The organism is Treponema bryantii NK4A124 (genome assembly GCF_000421345.1).
GTDB lineage: Bacteria > Spirochaetota > Spirochaetia > Treponematales > Treponemataceae > Treponema_D > Treponema_D bryantii_B.
Genome location: NZ_ATWV01000001.1, coordinates 377,216 through 399,205 on the forward strand (window position 1 = coordinate 377,216; position 21,990 = coordinate 399,205).

Consider the following 21,990-nt stretch of genomic DNA (forward strand, 5'->3'; position numbering starts at 1 on the left):
ATATGATTTTTATTCAGTAGTTCGCACAACCCGAAATCCAAGTTTGTTGTTACGTGAATTCGGGGAGTAGTCGATCCGTGTTCCAATGGAATAGTTCACGTTCCAAGAGCCACCCCGGGCGACGCGTTTAGAACCGGAAGCAGGACCGGTCACTGGATAGCTCGTTGTATTGTTACCATACCAGTCCCAGCACCATTCAAATACATTACCACTCATATCGTATATGCAAAGCGAGTTTGCATTCTTTTTCTTAACTTCGTGGGACATACTACTACTATTATCTGTATACCAGGCTACATCACCTATGGTATTGCTTCCGCTGTATAATGTCTGTTCTGCTGGGATGCCACCGTCTCCACCTCTTGCTATGTACTCCCACTCTGCTTCTGTCGGCAGGCGGTAGCCGTTGGCAGTAAAGTCGCAAGTTACCGCATTCCAGGTTGAATCAGATGATGTTGGTATACTGCTATACTCAAGATTAGTCCAGTCTGTTATTCCGCTTACGGTATAGCAAGGGGTAAGAGCCTCGACAAGGCTCTTTTTGTTACAATAGGCAATTGCGGCGTACCAGTTTATATTTTCTACAGGGCGGTTCTCTTGATCTTCGCCAGTAGCCGGATTGCTAGTGAAATTACTTGGGTTAGTTCCCATAATTTCTGTAAATTCAGCCTGTGTTACCTCATGGTCACATACGTATAGGTTCGGAATTGTTACAGTGCGGTTTGTTTTGAACACAGACGACCCGCTTACTGATCCTGTCACAGTAGCACCAGTAACTGCTACAAAGCCTTCCGGTATTGTTCCACTGCCTGCTGCCTGGCACTGAATTGCAAAGTCGGCATTGTGTGTATAGCCCTGGTAAGTTGCAGTTACGTTGAGGGTGTAGGTATCTTCGAAGGTCAGAGCTGGGATGGTGAACTTGTTGGCGTTGGCGGTGCCGGTGACAGCGGTCAGGCTTTCGTATTCTGGGGAGCCGTGGCACCAGAGGGATGCGGTCCAGGTTACTTCGGTGTTGCTGCCTTCCGGCTGAGTGAAGACTGAGTCTAAGTAGAGCTTGTGGTCTGCCAGGTTATAGAAGAGCGGTGTTGGAGAACCAACCGGCTCGGTACGGGTAATATCCGGGGTTACGGTTACGGTTGCGGCTCTGCCTACAGTTACAGTACTTATGCTTGCGGCAAGAGTAAAGTGATAGTCGCCCGGCATATAAACTGTTCCACCTGCAGTTGTCATATAGAAGGCAGTCTCTCCGCCTGTACCCGCAATAACTGCATAATCCGCATCTGAAGTAAAGATTTCATCCGGTGCAGTTCCGCTGTTTGTGCCGGCATAGCCTGTTGTAAACGGATCTGTTGAGTAGGTTCTTGTAACACCAATTTCACTATCTGTAGAAAGGGCACCTGCCACGGTGATTGTCTGACCATCATTAAGATGGATATTATCAGTTTGAGCAGGACTGCCAGCAGTGTTTTCATTTATAACAATTGTACTTTCTACACCAGCCTTACCAAGAGTAAGAACAGAAGAAGAACTTGAACTAAGGGCAATTGCTCCTCCGTAGCGGTATGCAGAATTTGATGTAAAGCTTGAAGAACCACTCACGCTTACATTTCCACCTCTTATGTAAATAGCTCCACCCTGCCCATAATCACTTACTGTTCCAGTTACGCTATTATTAATAAACGATGTATTAGAAATAGCAGCATCTGAATTAGAGAAATAAAGTGCTCCTCCATAAACAGCGGCTTCATTATTATCAATAATACATGAATCAATAGTAACAAGTTGCCTTCCATCATAACAAAGTGCACCACCACTGGAAGTTGAATTTCCATTCTTCAATGTAAGATTTTTAAGGGTAAGAGGAACCTGTGCACTCATAAGAATGATAGAATCATCACCAGCACCATCACCATTAATATCACCATTTAGAATTGTTTGAGTCGCTGTGCTACTTCCCTGAATTGTAAGACTTTGAGCCACAAGTCTTGATCCGACAGATCCATCATCAATTATTATATTACAAGGAATTTCGCCGCTTACATAAATTACAGGAGCAAGAGTATCGTCATCATTAAGCGTTATTTTTTCTATTGCCTTTTCAATACTTGCATAAGGATGCTCAATACTTCCATCACCAGCTGTATCGCTACCAGCCGGGCTTGAACTCGTTGAACTTACATAATAAGAAACTCTTCGAACAAGCTGTGCTTCGCCAGAAGAATCAAGATCTACTACAAGTCCAGAGTCGCTGTGGAAATAGTCTGAAGGCTCTCCTGACTGTGTACCATAACCTGTAGTAAATACATGAGGCTCCTGAGCAAGTTTTACCCAGATTTCGCTGCCGGTAAGACTATTTCCGTTAATGAATATAGGCATAAAATTGAGTAATGAACCAGTATAACTTCCAACATAAAGATTATAAGCTTCGCTTTCTTCATTACCAGAACCATCATCCTTTAATATTTTATTACTTTTGATAACTACATTTCCTTCAAGATGAAGCGAACCATTTCCGTAATTAACCGCATTGGCCCATACGCTCGAGCTTGTATCTCTATCAATTGCCTTGTTACCTGAAATTTCACAATTCTTTAGATGGACTACACCTTCAATATTGATTGCAGAACAACCTTCTCCTGTATAGCCTTTGATTGTTGAATCTTCAAAACTAAGCCAAGATCCTCCCTTTACAGAAATACAGCCAAAACCATTTGGATTTGTATGATTTGCACTTGAAGTAATATTGATATGGCTCAATTTCATCTGCTGGGAATGATCAAGATAAATAAATGAATTACCTGAACCTACACAGACATCGAGTTCTACATCTGGATTTTCTCCTTCCTTATTCTCTCCAACAAGATTTACACACATTCCGTCCAGTGATGTATCGTTATTACCCCAAGGTACCGTGATTTTATTTGTACCTGTATAATCAGAAAGGATGTGGATTGTACTCTTATATGCAATGATATTATCATTTTCATCTCTGACTACTCCCGTAATATCATCAAAAGCCTGATAAGTAGCAAGAGTAACGGAAGAGAATGGATGAGTTTTTGTTCCGTCCGCAACTGAGTCGTCGGCTCCAGCTTCAACATAGATATCATAAACCGGCTCATGCCATTTTGCGTAGAAGGTTTTATTTTCTGCGTCTGTAACATTAAAAGTTGTTACAGGACCACTATAAATATACTTATTTGGATCTGAAGGATCTTTATCTTTTGATGTATACCAGCCTTCAAAGTAATAAAGAGATCCGCGGTCTACAAAAACATCGGAACCGATTACAGTTCCCGGCAGAGTAATTACGCCGGAAGCACCACTGTTTTTTGTATAAGATATTGGAATATTTTCTGTTGAAGTTGTATTCCAGCTGGCGCTGCCTATATCATAAGTTATTGAATAGGACTTATCGAGGCCAGTAAGAGAAATTGTTCCTGATGAATTTGCACCAGGATTTATACGCATAAATTCATTCCATGTATTTAATATTTCAGTTCCGGCGATTGTGGCAGATTCACCGCCTACACCTCCCTGTGAGAGACTGTTTTTTAGAAATGACAGAGAAATAATATAAGTTCCATTCGCGCGACTTGTTTCTCCAACAGTGAGAGTCTGTAAACCAGTTGCAGAAAAGTCTGTTCCTGAAACGTAGCGTTTTGTATAAAGAGAAGTTGGACTTGCACTTGTAAAATCTGAAAACTCGTAAAGATTTATTTCTACCTTATCTATTGAAGAGTCTGCGTTGTTAGGAAAGGTAATTGTTACATTCCAACTGCCAGGATGAGCAGCTGCAGCAGAAGACGATGTTGAAGCAGAGTCCGGAGCAAGGCTCATCTTAACTTCATTGGAACCTGGATAAACAGTCATATCTTTACTTGCCGTATATTTTTCACCCGGGGTGGATGAAGTTTTTCCAAGATAAGCTTCGAGAGTGAATGACCAACTGCCGGCTACAACCTCGATTGTCTGACCGGCCAGTTCTGAAAAACTTGCAGCAGTTTTTGAAACTGAATTACTATTATCAGAAGTATGACCTGAAAAGGTAATATCAGAAAAAAGAGAAGATGTGATGGCTGAAGTAACAGCTCGACTGGCAAGGCTTCTCTGAGATTCAACAAGATTAAAAACAATATAGGCTTTCTGACTCTCAGGAATTTCCTGTTCAGTTGTTTCAGTTTCTTCTATAAATTTATCTTCCGGCCCAAGTCCGTTTTCACAGGAGAAGAAGGCAAATAAGAAAACTGCTAAAAATGAGAAAATTATTTTTTGCAAAAGTTTCTTTTTCATTTTCCTTACCTCCTTACTCGACCTGAATCTGTACAGTTCCGCCACCGGCAGGAGTACCTGAAAGTTTTGCTATAAGTGTATACTGATAATAGCCGGCAGACCAGCCTGTTGTATCAATAATGTATGACGAAGAAGTGGCTCCTGATATTAGAGTTACAGGAACAGTATTTGAATTGTACCACTTAAAGGTATATTCCGAAGCAGTATGACCATCTGGAATTATTGCTGAAATAGTTACTTTATTCGGGTCTGTTGAATCTACTGCGAAAGTAACTCCTACTTCATCTGCTACCGGCATTGAAATTGTAATCGAGATGTTTGGCAGAGACCAGATTGCATACAAATCTGCATCACCAACACCTATAGTATAATTTGTTCCATTTGCATAGGCAACTGAACCTGTTCTGCTTCCTGACCAGCCGGCAAAGCTGTAACCGCTTCTTACAAAGCTGTTGGCTTTAAGTGGAGCAGAAACTTCATAGTAGAAGGTCTGAGTATCTATAGACTCAGAAGTTCCCGAACCGTCATTTGCATGGAATGTAAGAGTATAAGTATTTCTGTCGTAATAAACTTCCACAATTGCGCTTCCGTCTGCGGCAATTTCCTGTTCAACAATTGCTGCGGTCTGAGCGGTAAAGCCTGGAATATCAATGAGATTATTTGTGGCATCAGTGTAAGACGGAACATCCGGAGTGGATGTTGTTCCGGTCATTGCCTGCTCATCATAATAATCGTAACCGTCCATCGTTATGTTCTGAGTTTTATAAATTATCTTATAAGGTGTATCTGTTGAAGCAGTATAGCCGCCGCCGTAAAGAGTAATGGAACGAGGGCCCATATGGAAAGAGCTTATGCAGCCGTTTTCATCAAAAGTAAAGGACTTCTGCATGTCGCCGTCAAGCCCTTCTACCTTCCAGCCTATCAAATCAAACCCCGGATTCAACTGATCTACCTTTTCATCGTCGTTACCAGGAAGATCCTGCATAGTGTAATCTGCACCAATAAAGTAAGTCTTTTCAAAAGCTACCGGTGAATCTTTATCTTTTTTAAAACTGATTGTAGATGAAGTATCTGCATTTATTGATTCAAGAATGTCACCGTCAAATTCAGCTTCTGTCTTGCAGGCTGCAAAAATTGACAGTGCACAAAGTGAGAGTAAAATTGATTTATATAGATGACTAGGCTTAAAAAGTTTCATCAGAATCTTACCCCCACTTCAAGATATGGCTTAAGATAAGAAAAATTAATCTTACTGCTTAATATTCTATTATAATCTGCACCTAGTTCAATAACAAGATGTCTGAATGGTATGAACTCGAAAGAAAGTCCGGCATTTAAGGTCGGATAAGTAAAGGCCTTGATTGTTGCATCACGGTCGCGGACATATTCTGTTGTAAGAAGAATTTCTGTAAGGCCGCCGCCGGCTTTTACATTCAAAAAGATTCTCTGCGGCAAAAGGCTCAGTTGTCCAACCAGGGCTGCCTGTACATTGTTATAACAGAACTTCTGATTAAACTCCCACTCATCTTCTCCAAAGGCGGCAGAACGATTTTCGTAAACAAAGCCGCCTGCAGAAATTTCCAGGCCCGGCTTAAAACGCCAGCTAAGGTTAGGAACATAAGAAATTGAAACAAGAGGTGCTAGGGTGATATTTTCCGGCATAGCCCCTTGTGTAAGGGTATCGTAGTTCTTAAGCCCCAGGAGATCTGATTCAAAAAGATTTATAGCGGCACTGGCACCGACCTTTACTTCTATACCAAGCACCTTACGAGGAGGACGTTTTGGCTTTTCCTCCTCTTCCTCTTCAGGCTCAGGAGCTTCTGCAATTTCTATTTCCGTCTCTGATTCTTCAAAATCTTCATCCTCTTCGTCATCCTCTGCCAGAATATACATACTGTTTGTCTGAAGTTCTTTTGCGGCAATCTTTTCTTTTTCTTTCTGCTCTTTAGCAAGTCGTTCGGCTTCTTTTTGTGCTTCCTTCTCTGCAGTTTTACGTTCCGCTTCTTCACGGGCTAAGCGTTCACGCTCTTCTTTTGCCGCAAGTTCAGCCGCTTCTTTTGCAGCCTTCTCTGCTTCTCTTCTTTCTTTTTCTTTATCTACAGTTTTTACTGCAATTGCCTGAGACTCTGAAGAAAGACCACTCGGGTTTGTTACAACTAACTTCCATTCACCGGCCGCAATTTTCGGAAACTCTGCACTTGCCTTTTCAATTTCTGATTTTCCGCCGACTGCTGCACCTGCAACAGCTGAAAGCACAAGTTCACCTTTTATTTTTTCTCCGGTTTTCACATTAACCAGAGCAACGCTTGCTCCTTCGGCTACATTATCAACCTCTACAGGAAGAACAATTTTTCCAGAAGAAGAAATATCTACTTCAAAGTTTTCTTCTACATTACTAAAGGCCGGCGCATTTGCCTTAGAAATCTCAAACTTCTGCCAGGCACTTACATCCTGTTCGCGTCCCAGAAAATCGTATACTGTAACGCGGTAATCGTAAGATCCTGCCGGAAGGTTGAGGTTTACAAAATTTTCAGAGGTAGTAAAGGTATTTACAGTTTTTCCGCCGCTTCTGATTTCTACTTTATATTCAAAAGCATTTTTATCTGCACTCCATTCAAGTCTCTGCTTAAACTTACTTGATGCTGCTTCCTGGGCAGAAAGTCTGAACTGCCCTGCTCCGGCCAGAATCATAAAAAAGAGAAGAATCTGTATTTTTCTGATGCGGCAAATTAAATGGCCGCAAAGCGACATTTTCTTCACCTCATCATTCTCCATACATTGTTCCAGGATCTTCGGTTTTTACCTTTGCCGGCAGGCCGAAATCTATCTTAAATCTTGCCGTAGCAGCATTGCTCTTCTGCTCTTCATAACCGTCTTTAGCATGACTGTATGCAGTTACACGCCATTCAAATGTTCCAACATCAAATATAGAAAGATCTTTTATGCGAAGCTCTGTGCCACGAACCTTTGTCTGAGAATATATTCTCTTGTAAGTTCCGTTAGCAAGCAGCTGATAGATAGCAAAGTCGTAATCTGTAGCACCTGTAACCTTCTTCCATTTAAAACTGATATTTCTGTGGCTCTTAAGATAAGCTGCATCCATTTTAAGATTATTTGAAGGCTCACTAAGGACAGCCCCTTCCAGCAGAGGCACCGGTCTTATTACGAAAGTTTCGCTTGAAGAATCGAGTGCAATTCCTCTTTCTCCGGAAGCAGAAACATTCCAGCGGTAACGGCCTTCTGTGAGACGGCTGAGGCTTACCGTAGTTTTTGGATTTTCCATTGTACGTACTGTTCGCCAGCTGCCGTTTGAGTTCTGTTTTTGCAGAGTGAGCACAGTTCGCGTAGTTACATCGCCAGATTTCCAGGTAAGCTGTACTGGTGTTCGTAAAGCTGTTAGTCCATCATAACTCTTATTATTTACAGGAGAAAGCAGAGTTACCGGGAGCGGACGGCGTACTTCAAAAGTAACTTCAGCTTCCTCACTAAAGCGAGAAGAAGAAATTTCAGTTTCCTTTGCAAAGGCCTGAACTACAGTTCGATATTTTGTATAAATAGGAGAAGCAGACTCTGCCGGGCTTGTAGCCGCAACCGGAAGTTCAAGCTTTACTTTAGCTTCATTCACCCTTTCACTCTTAACAGTATTACCCTCTGCATCATAAACAAGAAGTCTGTAATAATCTGCTCCGGCTACAGGCTGCCATTCAAAAGAAACAGGCTCTGAGTAAGCTACAACTAACTTAGCCGCTTCTTCCGGCTTAATAACTTTAGGAGCCTGCATTGGGTTCAAAACCCTGAGTTTATTCGGTTCAGAAAAAGAACTTTCTTTTCCGTCTTTTATAACGCCGACACGCCAGTAGTAATTTCCGCTGGCGAGTGAAGCACCTGAATATTCCATTTTAGAAAGTATCTGACTTTCTAATATGTTATTAAAAGCATCTGTCTTAGAAATCTGCAGTACAGAATCTAAACCAGCAGACTTGTATTCTGAAGCAAGCTTCCAGGTAAAGTTCAGACGGGCCAGTTGACCGGCTTCAACTGAGTAGCCGTCCGGCGGCCATGAAAGTTTATTTACTCCAGGAAGGTATTTTGAAACCGTAAAGCTGCGGACAAGAGACAAAGCATGGTCATTTCCAGACTCACGGTCTTCTTCTGAATTACGGAGAACGCGCCAGTAATAAGTTCCTTCCGGCAGAGTTTTGATTGTAAAGTGTTCGCCAATTGTTGTAGCTGAAGATTTTATTGTCTGACGGATATTTGTAAAATCCGGATTATCAGCAAGCTGAATGGAATAATCTGCAGTCTTTACATCAGACTTCCAGGAGAAAATTACATTCTGCTCCGCATCGCCAAGCACAATTTTTGCTGCATCGGCAGGCAAAGAAAGAGCAGGCTCTGTAAGGGCTTCTCTCTCTTCAATTTCAAAACTGTAAACGGGAGAAGCTTCCGCATAACCAATTGAGTTTACTGTATAATAAGGAGTTACCCGCCAGTAATACTTTCCCTTATCCAGACTTGCTGTAGTATAAGAAGTTGATTTCAAACTTTCTGTTATAAGAGGAGAAACAAAATCCTGAGTGCGCGAAACTTCCATTTTATAGGATTCGGCATAATCATCATTCTTCCAGTTAAAACGAAGGCTTGGAAGCTCCTTACGATAACTGAAGACGGAATTGTCCAGAGGAGAATTAAGCTGCATCTGCGAAAGTTCAACAACTGTAATTACACCCTCTACAGACTTTTCTTCTTCATCTTCCTGATAAACCCGCCAGAACAGTTTTTCATTTTCTGCATCAGGAACCACATCTAAAGAAGAAGAGCCCTGGGCACTATACTGCTCAATAATATTTGTAAAGTCTTTATCAGTAGAAACTTCTACTTTTACTTTTACATCGGCCGGCTTTTTGCTGTCTGAAAGAGCCTTCCAGCTAAGCTTTACTGGTTCAACCTTCTCTTCGGTTTTGTAAACACGGAGATTTTTTGAAATTGAAGTTACAGTAATATTCTGACGACTAAGCTCGCCATTTTTCTCTACACTAATTGCTTCCCCATTCGAAAGCTTTTGCGTCTCTCCTGCCGCATTTGAAACTACGGCATTTCCGTCTTTTACGGTAAAGCTTGTAGCCGCTCCAGAGCCCGAATCTCCGCCACTGGCAGCAGTAATGCGGCTGCCCTTTTCCAGACTCACAGAAGAACCGTCGCCCATAGAAAGCTTAACTGATTCAGAAGTTGAGGCTGTTGTATCAACTTCAACATTACCGCCACCCACAGAAAGATTTACACTTCCGTCTTTCTCGAGCCCAATCTGAATCATTGTGTTTTCGGTCAAATCAACTTTTGTACCGTCGCTGAAAAGAATTACCGCTTCGGCACCATCAGATGTACGGATAGTATCTTTATCATAGAGAGCAGAATCCTGCTGCAGACGCTCCCATACGACACGGTCGTCAAACTTTCTCTGAGAAACCTTTCGCTTAAAATGAATTGTGGCAATTGAGTCTACGTCAGTTCGGGTGCTGCTTGAGTTCAAATCTTTCCAGAAAAACCAGAGGCTTACTGCACAAACCGAAAGGCAGACAAGCACAAGCAGAAAATCACTTACCCGAAGCTTTTGTCTTTTCTTCTGCTGCATCAAGATCTACCTCATCAAAGTTTGGTTCTGGGATTCCAAGTAATTCTCTTACCTCATGAAGATTCTTTGGTCCGTAAGGCCCAACGGCTCCAATACAATCCGGGTCTACCTCAAAGTCCGGCTCAGACTGTCTGAAGAATCCTTCAATATCAAAGCCAGGCATATTTACTACACCGTAGAAATGCTGCTTACCCTTTCCTTTTACTTCAAAGGCAACAGGAATCATTTCTACAATAACTTCATTAGCAAGATGCTCCGGGCTGATTGTATAATTATTTTCAGGACATCTTATAAAATTATATTTGAGAATATCATAGGTATCCTGAGTAATAAGAATATCTGTACCACAAGGCTTGTTAGAGCTTTCAGTTCGCGAAGCAAGGTTTACAGCATCACCAATAGAAGTAAATTCCATTTTGTGATAAGAACCCATAAAGCCTACAGTTGCACGGCCGCTGTTTAAGCCCGAACCGATTCTGATATGCGGTTTATATTTTGCGTAAGGCTCGTCTGCATGGGCCTTGGTAAATATTTCTGCCTGCTTGTTGTATTCCATAAGGGCATAGCGCATTGCAACAGTTGCCCGGATTGCGCTGAGGGCATCTGCCTGAACATGCTCTTCGTGAAGGCTTCTGTGTTCTTCTTTTTCAGGATCTCCATCAGGAAGATTTTCAAAAGAAAGATCGTCATCCCGCAGAACTCCCCAGCAGGCCATAATTGCATCGCCTTCAAACTTATCTACGTTTCCACCGGTAATGTTGATACAGTTTACCATGCGGCCCATATAGTCATTTAAAAAGCTGATGATTTCTGCAGCAGACTTTTCACCAAAGCGTTTATTAAAGCCGTCTGAAATTGCAGTAAAGCCGCGGATATCGCTGAAGAAGATTGTGATGTCTTTAAGGTGTGGTTCAAAATCAATTTCCTTTCTTACAATTGCCTGGGTTACACCACGGTTTGTGAGGGAGGTTACTGTGTTTAAGATTTCGCGTTCGTTCTTTGTACTCTGAATAAGAACTCCGATTTCGTCCTTGCGGTTACCACTTAGTTCTTCGAACTTTTCTGTATTAAAATTACCCCGGTTGATTTCATTTGCAACCTCGGTAAGAGCTTTAAGAGGAGAACTCAGAGATTTTGAGAAGAACCATATCAGAATGATTGCAAGAGAAAGAATTGAAACTGTCAGGTAGAGATTACGACGTGTAGTTGCATTTACAGCTTCAAGAACAATTTCACTTCTAACTTCAGTTACTACACCACATCCGCCAAGCCCCAGCTTACGGAAGGCCGCAATATATTCCGTACCTTCATCATCAGTATATACAAACTGCTCGTTATTATTTTTGCTGGAAAGCATTGCTGCAACAAGCTGATTTTTACTCATATCGGCTGCACTAAGAATCTGCTGAATATCCGGATCAACAAGAACAATACCTTCATCGTTTACAAGAGTTGATGAATTGATTGAAGAGTTTGCAAAGCTTTCGGACAGCTCGTCGCAGGCAAAAAGAATTACCGCTGAATCAGACTGAGTTCCAGAATAAACAGGCGTAAAGATTGCAATTGTCTGGGCTCCAAAGAATGGAGAAGCGTTAAGCAGTTTTACACTACCCTGACGGCTTTCTGCAACGGCTTCGCTTTCCTGCACAACATAGGCTTCAAAGAGGCTCTGTTCAATTTCGTTTGAAGCAAAGAACTGGCGGTTATAACTGATTGAGTCGAGATCTTTATAGCTTATAGCTGCAATAAACTTATTACGTTCATAGAAAGAGTTTACAACACGTTCCCGGCTTTCTTCCTCTGAGTCGGAAATCAGAATATCATAAAGAATACCGGCCGAAGAAATTACCGAGTTCAAACGGCTCTGGCAGTCGGAAGCGGTACGGCTGTTGATTGTAAGGTTATTATCTTCCGCGTTGATGCGGGTATCTTTTGAAATAAAGTATGAAACGAGAACTGTGATAATTCCCATTGAAAAGAGCACAAGCAGGGAAATAATGAGAATAAGTTTTACACCGATAGGACGTTTTACTTTTGAAAGAGCCACTTCATCTTCAGAAGCTGCATCGGCTGACCCGGCTGCCTGCAGATTTTCTTTATCCGGCAGAGTTCTAATTTCATTAATCTGCGGAGTCTGACTTACAGTTTCTTCAGTCTGAGGAGTTTCAATTTCAGATGCAAGGCCTGTTTCTGTTTCAACTTCAGCTGCAACTTCAGTTTCAGGCTGCAGAGTTTCATCCGCTTTTGTATGGCGAATTGCCTCTGCACGGCGAAGAAGTCCTTCTTTCTGAGGTTTAACAAAAGCTCCAAAAGCACTTAAATCATCTTCTGGAGCCTGCAATGAATCTAAATTTTCATCTAAATCAGTTTTTTTTGACGGGTCGTTTTTTACAAAGCATCCGTATTCATCTAGTTCAATATTATTCCTGGTGCGCACGTATAAATTATACTATATTATAGATGTTTATACAAATAACAATATAAATCAGGCAAAGACTCCACTCACCATCTTGGCATAGTGGCCGCCAAGTGCAATAAGCTCGTTATGATTTCCCCTTTCAACAATTTCGCCATGATCAACAAAGAAAATTACGTCTGCATTGCGGATTGTAGAAAGACGGTGAGCAATAATAAAGCTTGTGCGACCTTTTAAAAGCTCTCCAAGTCCCTGCTGCAAAGCCTTTTCTGTGTGAGTATCTACAGAAGAAGTTGCTTCGTCCAGAATAAGAATGCGTGGATCGCTCAAAAGTACGCGTGCAAAGCTTATAAGCTGCTTCTGTCCCTGGCTTAAACCGCCTCCGTTGGCAGACAAAACCTTATTATAGCCCTCCGGGAAAGCAGAAATAAACTCGTGAGCCTGTACAGCCTTGGCTGCAGCCATACATTCCTCGTCTGTAGCATCAAGTCTTCCATAGCGGATATTTTCCATGATTGTTCCGCTGAAAAGGAAGGAATCCTGAAGCATTACACCAACCTGTTTACGGATAGATTTTATCAAGAGCTCCTGAATATCAATTCCGTCGATTAAAATACGGCCCTTCTCCGCATTATAGAAGCGGCTCAAAAGATTTACGATAGTAGTTTTACCGGCACCAGTAGGTCCTACAATTGCCACTGTCATACCAGGAGTAATCGTAAAGTCCACATCCTTGAGAATCGGGTTACCAGGCTCGTAGCTGAAATCAACATGGTCAAACTGAACATGTCCGCGGATAGGAGGAAGCTCACGGGCGCCAGGCTTATCTGTAATATCATCATCTTCATCAAGAAGCTCAAAAATACGTTCGATATAGGCACCGGTTGTTACCATGGAATTGTAGAAGTTTCCAAGGTTCTGAATTGGCTGCCAGAAACGCCAGATGTAGCCGGCAAAGGCAACCAGAGTACCAATTGTAACAGTCTCACCCAGCCAGTTGATTCCGGCAAGGTAAACAAGTGTAACTCCCAAAGTTGAAAGAATATCTACAGAAGGCCAGATAATATTGTTGATGTTTACGGCATGAATCCAGACCTTTTTACACTTGCGGCAAAGCTCATCAAAGATTCCCTGATTTACTTCTTCACGTGCAAAGCTCTGAGTTACCTTCATACCGTTAAGACTTTCAGAAAGATAAGCTGTAAGGTTTGAGCGCTTGTAGCTTTCCTGCTTCCATGCTTCATGCTGCTTTTTCTTCATAGAAAAAAGGATTATAAAAAGCACCGGAAGAACAGCCATACAAACAAGAGTAAGCTTTACATCAATTGCAATCATAAAGCCTATAATTACAAGCAGTGTAAAGAGATCCGAAATCAGCTGAATGATTCCGTTAGAAAGCAGATCCGAAAGTGAGTTTACATAGTTTACAACGCGGATAAGAATTTTTCCGTGCGGACGGCTGTCAAAGTAACTGAAGGGCAGCGACTGAAGCTTTGTAAAAACATCATGACGGATATTTACAATAATCTTCTGAGCAACACGGGTCATAATCTTAAGCTTTTCTGCAAGCAAAATTCTTACAAAGAAAGTTGAAAAAAGCAGAACCGCAGAAATAATAACTAACAAACGATAGTTAGCCGTAGGAATTGCCTTATCGATTGCCATGCGGGTAAGATAAGGACTGCAAAGAGAGATTGCGGATGATACCAGCATGATTATGCAGGAAAGTACCATCCACTTTGTATAAGGCTTAATCCACTTTGAAAGTCTCAGCAGAATATGAGGATTAAACTTCTGTTCTATTTCTTCATCTGCATCAAATTTATTTCTTGCCATAATTAACCTCTCTGTCATTGCCGGACTTGATCCGGCAATCTAGATGTCCGGGTCAAGCCCGAACATGACACTTAATTGCCTGCCCGAACATGAATTTATTTACCGGTCTGTTCAGTCCAAACCTCTTTATAATAACCATCGCGGGAAATAAGCTCCTCGTGACTTCCCTTATCTACAATCTTGCCGTCCTGAACAACAAGAATCACATCACAGTTTTCAAAAGAAGAAACTCTGTGGCTGATAATAAAGGCAGTGTGTCCCTGGCTTCGGCTCTTAATAGACTGGCGGATTTTATATTCCGTATCATTATCTACAGCACTTGTAGTGTCATCCAGAATCATAACTTTAGGATCTGCAAGGAAAAGTCTTGCCAGCGCAATTCTCTGCTTCTGCCCGCCGCTTAAGCCTACTCCACGCTCACCAACGATAGTATCGTAACCATCTGTAAGGTCGCCGATAAATTCCTTTACCCTTGCAAGCTCTGCTGCTGCCTCAACCTCTTCAAAAGTAGCCTCCGGCTTAGCAAAAGCAATATTGCCTTCAACAGTATCACTAAAGAGAAAGGCTTCCTGCATTGTAATGCCCACATTGCGGCGCAGCTCCTGCAGGTTGTAATCCTTTACGTTTTTACCGTCGATCAGAACCTCTCCGGAATCTGCATCGTAGTAGCGGCACATAAGATTTGCGATTGTAGATTTACCGCTTCCTGTAGGACCAAGAATTCCAACTGTTGTTCCGGGTTCAATCACAAAGCTCATGTCTTTAATAACCGGAGTTTCGTTATATGAAAAATTAACATTTCGGAACTCTACCCTGCCGGCAATTTGAGGTGCTGCAGAAGCGTCGGCTGCAGCAGAAGTATCACTTGCAGAGCCCTCAGAGTTTTCAGGATTCTTAATTTTGCTGTCCACCTTCCAGAGCTCATAGAGTCTGTCTGCTGAAGCTGCAAAGTTCTGTGTGTTATCAACCAGCATACCAAACATATTAATTGGCTGAATAAAAGCCCACATAAGGCCGTTAAAGGTTACCAGCTGACCAATTGTCATTTCCTTTTGAATTACAAGATAACCACCAAACATAATAAGAATTACCGGAAGAATCTGACAAAGGGCATCAATCCATGGTAAAAACTTTACTCGCATATCGGCATTGGCAACCGAAACCTCTTTGTAGGCTTCGTTCTCTTTTTCAAAACGTTCTGTTTCATAGCCCTCGCGAACAAAGGCCTTTACAACACGGTTACCCTCAATATTTTCGCCAACGCGGGTATTTAAAACTGCAAACTGGTCACGAACCTTCATATGAGCCGGGCGGATATGAATTTTAAACTTACGTACAAGCAGAAGCACCGGAGGCGCAATTACCATAAAGGCAAGCGTAAGCTTCCAATTAATTGAAGCCAGAGTAATAATTGAAAAAATATATATAAGAGAGTTTTCCAGAATCTGATACAAAACCCAGGCAACAAAGTGGCGCACCTTATCAAGATCCGAAGTAAGCAAAGTCATAACATTGCCGCTTGGAGCATTATCATACCAGGAAAAATCCAGCTTCTGTATATGAGCATAGAGATCTTCTCGCATCTTCAAAATTACGTTCTGAGAACAGTGCTCAAAAATAACCTGATAGCTGTAACGGAATATAGACTTTCCCACAACAACACAGAGCATAATTGCAATCAATTTAAATAAAAGCTGGTGCTGACCGCCCTTAATTACCCTGTCAACAATATTTCCGGTAACAAGAGGGTTTACCATATTCATTGCTGCAACAACAACACTGAGACAAAGGCCTGCTGCCATACCAAAACGGTACTTACGTACATAAGACCAGACCCAGGAAAAAGCGCTCTTCTCTTTCATAAAAATCCTCGAAATGCATAATAAAAACATTTCTTTATTATGTGATTTTACTCTAGCATTAGAGGCAATTCCATGCTATAAAAAAAGAGGAATATTATTGTACGAATCTCTACAAGTTCCGGAGGAAATATGGACGATCTTTTTGAAGAAAGCGACAGCCTCAATGCTCCATTTCAGGCCTTTTCGGGTGACTGGAAATATGTAAAGCCTCACTGGCATTATTTTACAGAGATGGTTTACCTTGTAAGCGGCGTCCTTTATGCCGAAGTAGACGGCAAACAGTTTACCATGAATCCGGGCGACATGATAATCTTTCATCCAAAGCAGATTCATTCCTTCCTCGACTACCCTGTTAAAGAAGAATATCCAGAAAAACCTCTTTTTTATGTCATTAAATTTGATGATATGATTCTTTCAAACACAACTCCTGGTTCTCCAAAGCTTCCCAAATTGCTCGACAAGGCCAATTCAGATACAGAAGCAACAAATCTCCTTACAGCCCGCGACCTGCGCTTTAATCCTGTAAAAATGTATTTTGAATACTGTATGTGGGAAACAAAGAACCGCCAGTTCGGCTATGATATTAAGGTTGCTTCCATGATCAGCCTTATAATCACAGAGGTAATAAGAATATGGCTGCGTCATGGTTTTCAGTTTTCTACTAAAACAACCTTCGACCAGTTTTCTACAAAAGATTTTTCTGTCCTCGAATATATCGACAAACACTCTGCAGAAAATATCAGCATAGAAGATTTAGCAAGCAAATGCGGCATGTGCTATTCAAATTTTGCAAAGCAGTTTAAAACTCAGTTTGGAAAAACCTGTAAGGAATATATTGAATTCATAAGAATCTGTAAGGCAGACACTCTCCTTCTCTATACCGACAAAACCCTGGACTACATCAGCCAGGAAACAGGCTTTACAGATGCCAGCCACTTTATCCGCACCTACAAAAAAATCCGTGGTATTACGCCTAAGCAGCGCAGAAACTCTCAGATATAAAAAAACGGTGGTTTCGATAAATCCGCTTCGCGGACACTCAACCACCGTTCAACCGCATGCGAAGCATGTCGGCTTGGAATTATATTTCGTGTGCAGGCAAGACATTGCCTGTCACACGATTAATTGTTTTCTACAGCACGCGAAGCGTGTCTGCAGGAAAACTACTTGCTCTGTCTTTTGTAGATATCGTTTGTAAGTTTTACAATCTTTTCTACATTAAGGTTCTTACAGCTTGCAAGGTACTCATTCCAGTCTTTATTGATATCCTTCTGTCCTGTTACGAACTTAAGAGTCCATGCGTTGATGTTATCTGTAAGTGGAACAGACCAGAGAGTCAACTGCTCGCGTTCATCCTCAGTTGGTTTAGCTTTTGGATCAACTACAGCAACTGTCTTGTACTTAGCATAGCGTGCATAAAGATCCTGAACTTCTGGAGTGAATGCATCTGTTGATTCAGCTGTTGAGTGACCATAGAAGTAGTTACCACCAGCATATCCCCACTTAAGACGGATATCAACATCGCTGTCTGCTCCCGGAAGACCAAGACCACCACACTTAAAGCCAGCCTTAAGCTTCTTAATCTTTGCACCATTAGCTGCAGTAGCCCACTCCCATGTCTTTCCTTCTGGACCCCACTTACAGAGTGTATAAGCTTCCTTAGAATAGAACATCCAGTCTACGAAACGCATAAGTTTAATGAATTCTTTTTCTCCAAGTTCATCAAGAGCTCTCTGAGAAATCATAACACCACATTCAAGACGTGAAGTTTCTGCGAGGTTCTTATTTGTTCCTGAAGGATAAGCTGTTACATAACATGTAGCCTTGTCACCAAGAATCTTCTTTACACCTGCAATATCGTTAGCCATCTGTGAGCGGTTTGTAGACATGATTACTGTCTTTCCGCTGTAGAACTTGTTATGAGCTACATCATCTGACTGTGTAAATGTTTCTGGATCAAGAAGACCATCTTTTACGAAGCTGTTAGCAACAGAAATGAACTTCTTGTAATCTTCGCTGATTGAAGAAGAATAGAATTCCTTCTTCTTGTAATCATATTTAATACCACCGTTTGAACCTTCAATAGCCCATCCAGAAAGAACATTGTAAGAAGCACCCATCAATTTAAGAAGGTTACCACCCTGTCCTTTTCCAGATTCACCACACCAGAGATCAGACCAGATGTAGTCAGATTCCTTACACATTCCTTTTGAAACCATGTACTTCTTTACACCAACAAGTACATCGTGGAGGCTTTCCCAAGTCCAGTTCTTTTCGAGTTCACGAACATTGTAACCGGCAGCTGTGAAAATATCATCACGAACCATGATTGTGTAGTCCTGAAGAGCAGCCTGGTGCATACCTGGCAAGCGGTAGAATTTTCCGTCACTCTGTGTAATAGTAGCCAGATCCGGCTCCATCTTATAGTTCTTTACGAAAGCGAGGAAGTTAGGCATGTACTGAACATAATCAGAAACAGCAACTACACCGCCTCCAGAAACATACTGGTTTTCATCGTAAATCTTTGGAATGATGTAAGTAGGTTTACCAGAGTTGATTGCGAGGTTTACCTTCTGACCATAATCGCCGCTATCATAAGATGTAATGTCAAGGTGAACATTTGTTACATTTTCGATATCCTTGAATATACCTTCAGTTTTCCAGGTATCCTGCATAGCATACCATGAAGCATCACTGAAAGAAATTGAGTAAGTTACCGGCTTTTCAGAGTGGAATGTAACTTCCTCACCGAAAGTATAACCCGAAGCTGCAGCATTCTTGCCCTTTGCTTTCTTTGACCAAGGAGCAGCAAACATTGCAGCAACACACATAATTGCAACAACAGTTGTCACAACTCTTTTCATAGTTTTATCCTCCTATTTGATAAAAACTTTTATTTATGAGCCATTGTGGCTTATTCCTTAACACCACCGAGCATCATACCCTCTACGTAGTACTTCGAGATGAATGGGTAAACACAGATAATCGGCAGAGCCATGAGAACCATAGAACAAGACTTGATATTTGCGGCAATCTGCATCTTTTCTGCAGTAGCCTCTCCAGGATCAGCAGAAGTAGAAGCACCGGAAATAACAGTCTTAAGATAATAAGCAACCGGCCACATTTCCTTTTTATCAAGGTAAAGGAAGGCGTTATACCAGTTGTTCCAGTAACCAACAGCATTGAACAAAATCATTGTTGCAATAATAGGCATAGAAAGAGGAAGAACAATACGTACAAAAATTCCAATAGGACTAAGTCCGTCCAGTTCTCCGGCTTCCTCGAGCTCGTGAGGGCAATCTGCAAAGAAAGACTTCATCAAAATGATATAATAGGTACTCAAAAGCGATGGAATAATAAAGCCTGCAGTATGATTGATAAGATGCAGCTTCATCATCAAAACGTAGTTAGGAATCAAACCACCACCAAAGTACATTGTAAAGATTACAAACTTTGTAAGTACCTTATACCCCTTGAGTTCTTTCTTAGAAAGCGGATAAGCCATACAACAGCTGAAGACAAGAGAAAGGATTGTTCCTAAAACAGAATAAACCAGAGTGTTCTTATAAGAATGCATGAACTCACCCTTTGCAAGAACCGATTTATAAGTTTCAATATTAAATCCAATTGGAATCAGATTTACTTTTCCAAGTGTAATAGCTTCTTCCGAAGAAAAAGACTGTGCCACAAGATACAAAAATGGATAAAGAGTTGCAGCACACACCAGAATCATTATAATTGTATTGAACCATTTGAATACGATGTATCCTGAAGATTCCTTTACTTTTACACCAGTTTTTTCAGACATTTTTCAATTCCTCCTTACCACAATCCCGATCCTGATACTTTCTTAGAAATCTTGTTAGCTATTGTAAGCAGGGTAAGATTCAACAAAGCTTCAAACAAACCTACAGCAGTAGCGTAACTGTAGTTACCAGAACCAAGACCCATTCGGAATACGAAGGTAGAAATAATATCTGCCGTCTCATAAGTCATAGGGTTATACAAAAGGAATACCTTTTCAAAGGCACCACCCGAACCAACAAGGCCTCCGATATCAAGAATAAGCAAGGTAGTAATTGTAGGAAGGATACAAGGAATTGTTACGTGCCATACACGCTGGAAGTGATTAGCACCATCAACCTCTGCTGCTTCATAAAGAGAAGGATTGATTCCCGCAATAGCCGCAAGATACAAAATTGTACCCCATCCCAAAGCCTGCCATACACCGGAAATTACAAATATCGGATTAAAATACTGAGGGAAGGCAATGAAAGAAATCTTTTCACCGCCAAAATGTGCAACCAGCTGATTAAGAGGTCCACTTGTAGAAACAAGCTCGCGAATCATACCGGTAACGATTACCATAGAAATAAAGTGTGGAAGATAAGAAACAGTCTGAACAAACTTTTTCCACCAGAGCGCTTTAATTTCGTTCAAAAGAAGAGCAAAAATCAAAGTCAGAGGGAAGCGCACAGCCAGATACGAAACATTAAGTACAAGAGTGTTTCGGAATGCACGCCAGAAGGTCTTATCACCAATGAACTGCTTAAAGTATTTAAGTCCACTCCACTTCTGACCAAAGAGGCTTCCTCCTGCACGGTAACGGCGGAAAGCAATAACGTTTCCGGCCATAGGAATATAGCGGAAGATGATGTAGTAGAGAACCGGAATCAAAAGCAGTGCATAGAACTGCCAGTATTTGCGCATGTACTTTTTGAACTCGCCTTTTTTAGCGGCAGCAGTTAATTCAGTACCTGCAAGCTTTTCTTTTTTCTTAAACATTTTATTACCCGTTTTTCAGAATATGTGTTATAATCTAAACAAGCGCAACTTGCATACTAGTACGCTTGTATAATTAGTATGATAAAGCATAATACAAAAAAGTCAAGAAAAAAGTGTTCTTCGATAAGAAAAAAGCATTATTGACGATATGGATAAGACTGAATAAAATATTAGGATTGTTATGAAAAACACAGAAAAACTTGAAAAAGAAACAAACCGTGAATATGCCCTCCGTGTTATAAGGGCAAACATCATTAACCTTGAACTTGCTCCGGGCAGCATGATTAGTGAGCAGGATATTGCAAACGAACTGAACCTTTCACGAACACCTGTGCACGAAGCAATGCAGGAGCTTTCTTCTACTAAAATTATTGAAATTCTCCCTCAGAGAGGCAGCCATGTAAGCCTTATTGATATGGCTCATGTTGATGAAGCCGTTTTCGTTCGTGCAACAATTGAATCTGCAATTACAGAAATGGCATGTCAGCAGGCAAATGAAAAGGATATTCAGGAGCTGGAAGAAAATGTAACTCTTCAGCAGTTCTATTACGAAAAGAATAATCTGGACAAGATTATGGAACTGGATAATGCCTTCCACGAAAAGATGTATAGGATTACCAATAAAATGCAGTGTCATTATATGGTAAGACTTATGAGTATTCACTATGACAGAATCCGAGAACTCACACTTCACTCTTTTAATGCTGAAAGGATTATCAAGGAACACGAAGAAATTCTGGAAGCTTTCAAAGCTAAGGATGCTGCAGCTGCAAGAAAAGCTTTGGATAAACATCTTTCACGAAAGCATATTCAGGAAGATGAAATTAAGAAAAAGTACCCTCAGTACTTTGCATAAAAGATTTAGAAACATGAAAAATCCCGAAAAAAATCGGGATTTTTTTTATTTTTTCTATCTCAGATTATTGACACAAATCCTCGATTCGTGTAATATAACAAACATCACGCGGGCGTAGCGAAGCTGGTTATCGCGCTGGCCTGTCACGCCGGAGATCGCGGGTTCGAGCCCCGCCGCTCGCGCTAAGCCTTCCATTCATCGGAAGGCTTTTTTTTATCATCTTTTGTATTTTTTTTCGGGTATTAGCGCAGCTGGTAGCGCGCGACGTTCGGGACGTTGAGGTCGCTGGTTCGAATCCAGTATACCCGAT

General features: G+C 41.4%; 12 protein-coding genes and 2 tRNA genes. 4 read left to right on the plus strand and 10 right to left on the minus strand.

Going from position 1 to position 21,990, the window contains the following annotated elements; genetic code table 11:
• Positions 1–9: 9 nt before the first annotated feature.
• The 7 genes from G626_RS17110 to G626_RS0101635 form a co-directional block, all read right to left on the minus strand.
• Positions 10–4,293, minus strand: a complete 4,284-nt coding sequence (locus G626_RS17110; RefSeq protein ID WP_022931047.1) for an SUMF1/EgtB/PvdO family nonheme iron enzyme — start codon at positions 4,291–4,293, stop codon at positions 10–12.
• 13 nt (positions 4,294–4,306) lie between these two features.
• Complete coding sequence (locus G626_RS0101610) at positions 4,307–5,491, minus strand: InlB B-repeat-containing protein (RefSeq protein WP_022931048.1); 1,185 nt, start codon at positions 5,489–5,491, stop codon at positions 4,307–4,309.
• Entirely contained in the window at positions 5,491–7,068 is a 1,578-nt protein-coding gene (locus tag G626_RS0101615; protein WP_156003134.1) for a hypothetical protein, read from the minus strand. Before G626_RS0101615 ends, G626_RS0101610 begins: the two co-directional genes overlap by 1 nt.
• The gene (locus G626_RS0101620) at positions 7,058–9,925 is read right to left on the minus strand and encodes a FecR domain-containing protein (protein ID WP_022931050.1); all 2,868 of its coding nucleotides are present in this window, start codon (positions 9,923–9,925) and stop codon (positions 7,058–7,060) included. Before G626_RS0101620 ends, G626_RS0101615 begins: the two co-directional genes overlap by 11 nt.
• A complete protein-coding gene (locus G626_RS0101625; RefSeq protein WP_231365058.1) occupies positions 9,888–12,362 on the minus strand; it encodes an adenylate/guanylate cyclase domain-containing protein in 2,475 nt (824 codons plus the stop codon). Before G626_RS0101625 ends, G626_RS0101620 begins: the two co-directional genes overlap by 38 nt.
• A gap of 48 nt (positions 12,363–12,410) precedes the next feature.
• Positions 12,411–14,177 (minus strand): ABC transporter ATP-binding protein, encoded by a 1,767-nt coding sequence (locus G626_RS0101630; RefSeq protein WP_022931051.1) that lies wholly within the window; start codon positions 14,175–14,177, stop codon positions 12,411–12,413.
• 95 nt (positions 14,178–14,272) lie between these two features.
• Complete coding sequence (locus G626_RS0101635; protein WP_022931052.1) at positions 14,273–16,039, minus strand: ABC transporter ATP-binding protein; 1,767 nt, start codon at positions 16,037–16,039, stop codon at positions 14,273–14,275.
• A 129-nt stretch (positions 16,040–16,168) separates the two neighbouring features.
• Between G626_RS0101635 and G626_RS0101640 the strand changes: the two genes are divergently transcribed.
• On the plus strand, positions 16,169–17,041 hold the full coding sequence (locus tag G626_RS0101640) for an AraC family transcriptional regulator (RefSeq protein WP_022931053.1): 873 nt from the start codon (positions 16,169–16,171) through the stop codon (positions 17,039–17,041).
• 161 nt (positions 17,042–17,202) lie between these two features.
• Here G626_RS0101640 and G626_RS0101645 read toward each other — a convergent pair whose 3' ends face one another.
• Genes G626_RS0101645 through G626_RS0101655 form a run of 3 tightly spaced genes read right to left on the minus strand, consistent with a single transcriptional unit; the run spans position 17,203 to position 20,824 of the window.
• Positions 17,203–18,903 carry an extracellular solute-binding protein gene (locus G626_RS0101645; RefSeq protein ID WP_022931054.1) on the minus strand — a complete coding sequence of 567 codons (1,701 nt, stop codon included), beginning with the start codon at positions 18,901–18,903 and terminating at the stop codon, positions 17,203–17,205.
• Between the two features lie 50 nt (positions 18,904–18,953).
• Positions 18,954–19,847, minus strand: coding sequence for a carbohydrate ABC transporter permease (locus G626_RS0101650; RefSeq protein ID WP_022931055.1), 894 nt, complete (start codon positions 19,845–19,847; stop codon positions 18,954–18,956).
• 14 nt (positions 19,848–19,861) lie between these two features.
• Positions 19,862–20,824 (minus strand): ABC transporter permease, encoded by a 963-nt coding sequence (locus tag G626_RS0101655; protein ID WP_022931056.1) that lies wholly within the window; start codon positions 20,822–20,824, stop codon positions 19,862–19,864.
• Positions 20,825–21,005: 181 nt separating this feature from the next.
• On the opposite strand from G626_RS0101655, the gene G626_RS0101660 reads away from it, so the two are divergent.
• The 3 genes from G626_RS0101660 (at position 21,006) to G626_RS0101670 (ending at position 21,989) form a co-directional block, all read left to right on the plus strand.
• A complete protein-coding gene (locus G626_RS0101660) occupies positions 21,006–21,680 on the plus strand; it encodes a GntR family transcriptional regulator (RefSeq protein WP_022931057.1) in 675 nt (224 codons plus the stop codon).
• 108 nt (positions 21,681–21,788) lie between these two features.
• A tRNA-Asp gene (locus tag G626_RS0101665) sits at positions 21,789–21,862 on the plus strand.
• A gap of 54 nt (positions 21,863–21,916) precedes the next feature.
• Positions 21,917–21,989: transfer RNA gene (locus tag G626_RS0101670), tRNA-Pro, on the plus strand.
• Position 21,990 lies beyond the last annotated feature (1 nt).

What these genes read in the sequence shown, in the direction of transcription:
- G626_RS0101640 (WP_022931053.1), top strand. Translation starts at nt 16,169, where the DNA reads ATGGACGATCTTTTTGAAGAAAGCGACAGCCTCAATGCTCCATTTCAG.
- G626_RS0101615 (WP_156003134.1), bottom strand. Translation starts at nt 7,068, where the DNA reads ATGGAGAATGATGAGGTGAAGAAAATGTCGCTTTGCGGCCATTTAATT.
- G626_RS0101630 (WP_022931051.1), bottom strand. Translation starts at nt 14,177, where the DNA reads ATGGCAAGAAATAAATTTGATGCAGATGAAGAAATAGAACAGAAGTTT.
- G626_RS0101610 (WP_022931048.1), bottom strand. Translation starts at nt 5,491, where the DNA reads ATGAAACTTTTTAAGCCTAGTCATCTATATAAATCAATTTTACTCTCA.
- G626_RS0101655 (WP_022931056.1), bottom strand. Translation starts at nt 20,824, where the DNA reads ATGTTTAAGAAAAAAGAAAAGCTTGCAGGTACTGAATTAACTGCTGCC.
- G626_RS0101660 (WP_022931057.1), top strand. Translation starts at nt 21,006, where the DNA reads ATGAAAAACACAGAAAAACTTGAAAAAGAAACAAACCGTGAATATGCC.
- G626_RS0101650 (WP_022931055.1), bottom strand. Translation starts at nt 19,847, where the DNA reads ATGTCTGAAAAAACTGGTGTAAAAGTAAAGGAATCTTCAGGATACATC.
- G626_RS0101645 (WP_022931054.1), bottom strand. Translation starts at nt 18,903, where the DNA reads ATGAAAAGAGTTGTGACAACTGTTGTTGCAATTATGTGTGTTGCTGCA.
- G626_RS0101635 (WP_022931052.1), bottom strand. Translation starts at nt 16,039, where the DNA reads ATGAAAGAGAAGAGCGCTTTTTCCTGGGTCTGGTCTTATGTACGTAAG.
- G626_RS17110 (WP_022931047.1), bottom strand. Translation starts at nt 4,293, where the DNA reads ATGAAAAAGAAACTTTTGCAAAAAATAATTTTCTCATTTTTAGCAGTT.
- G626_RS0101620 (WP_022931050.1), bottom strand. Translation starts at nt 9,925, where the DNA reads ATGCAGCAGAAGAAAAGACAAAAGCTTCGGGTAAGTGATTTTCTGCTT.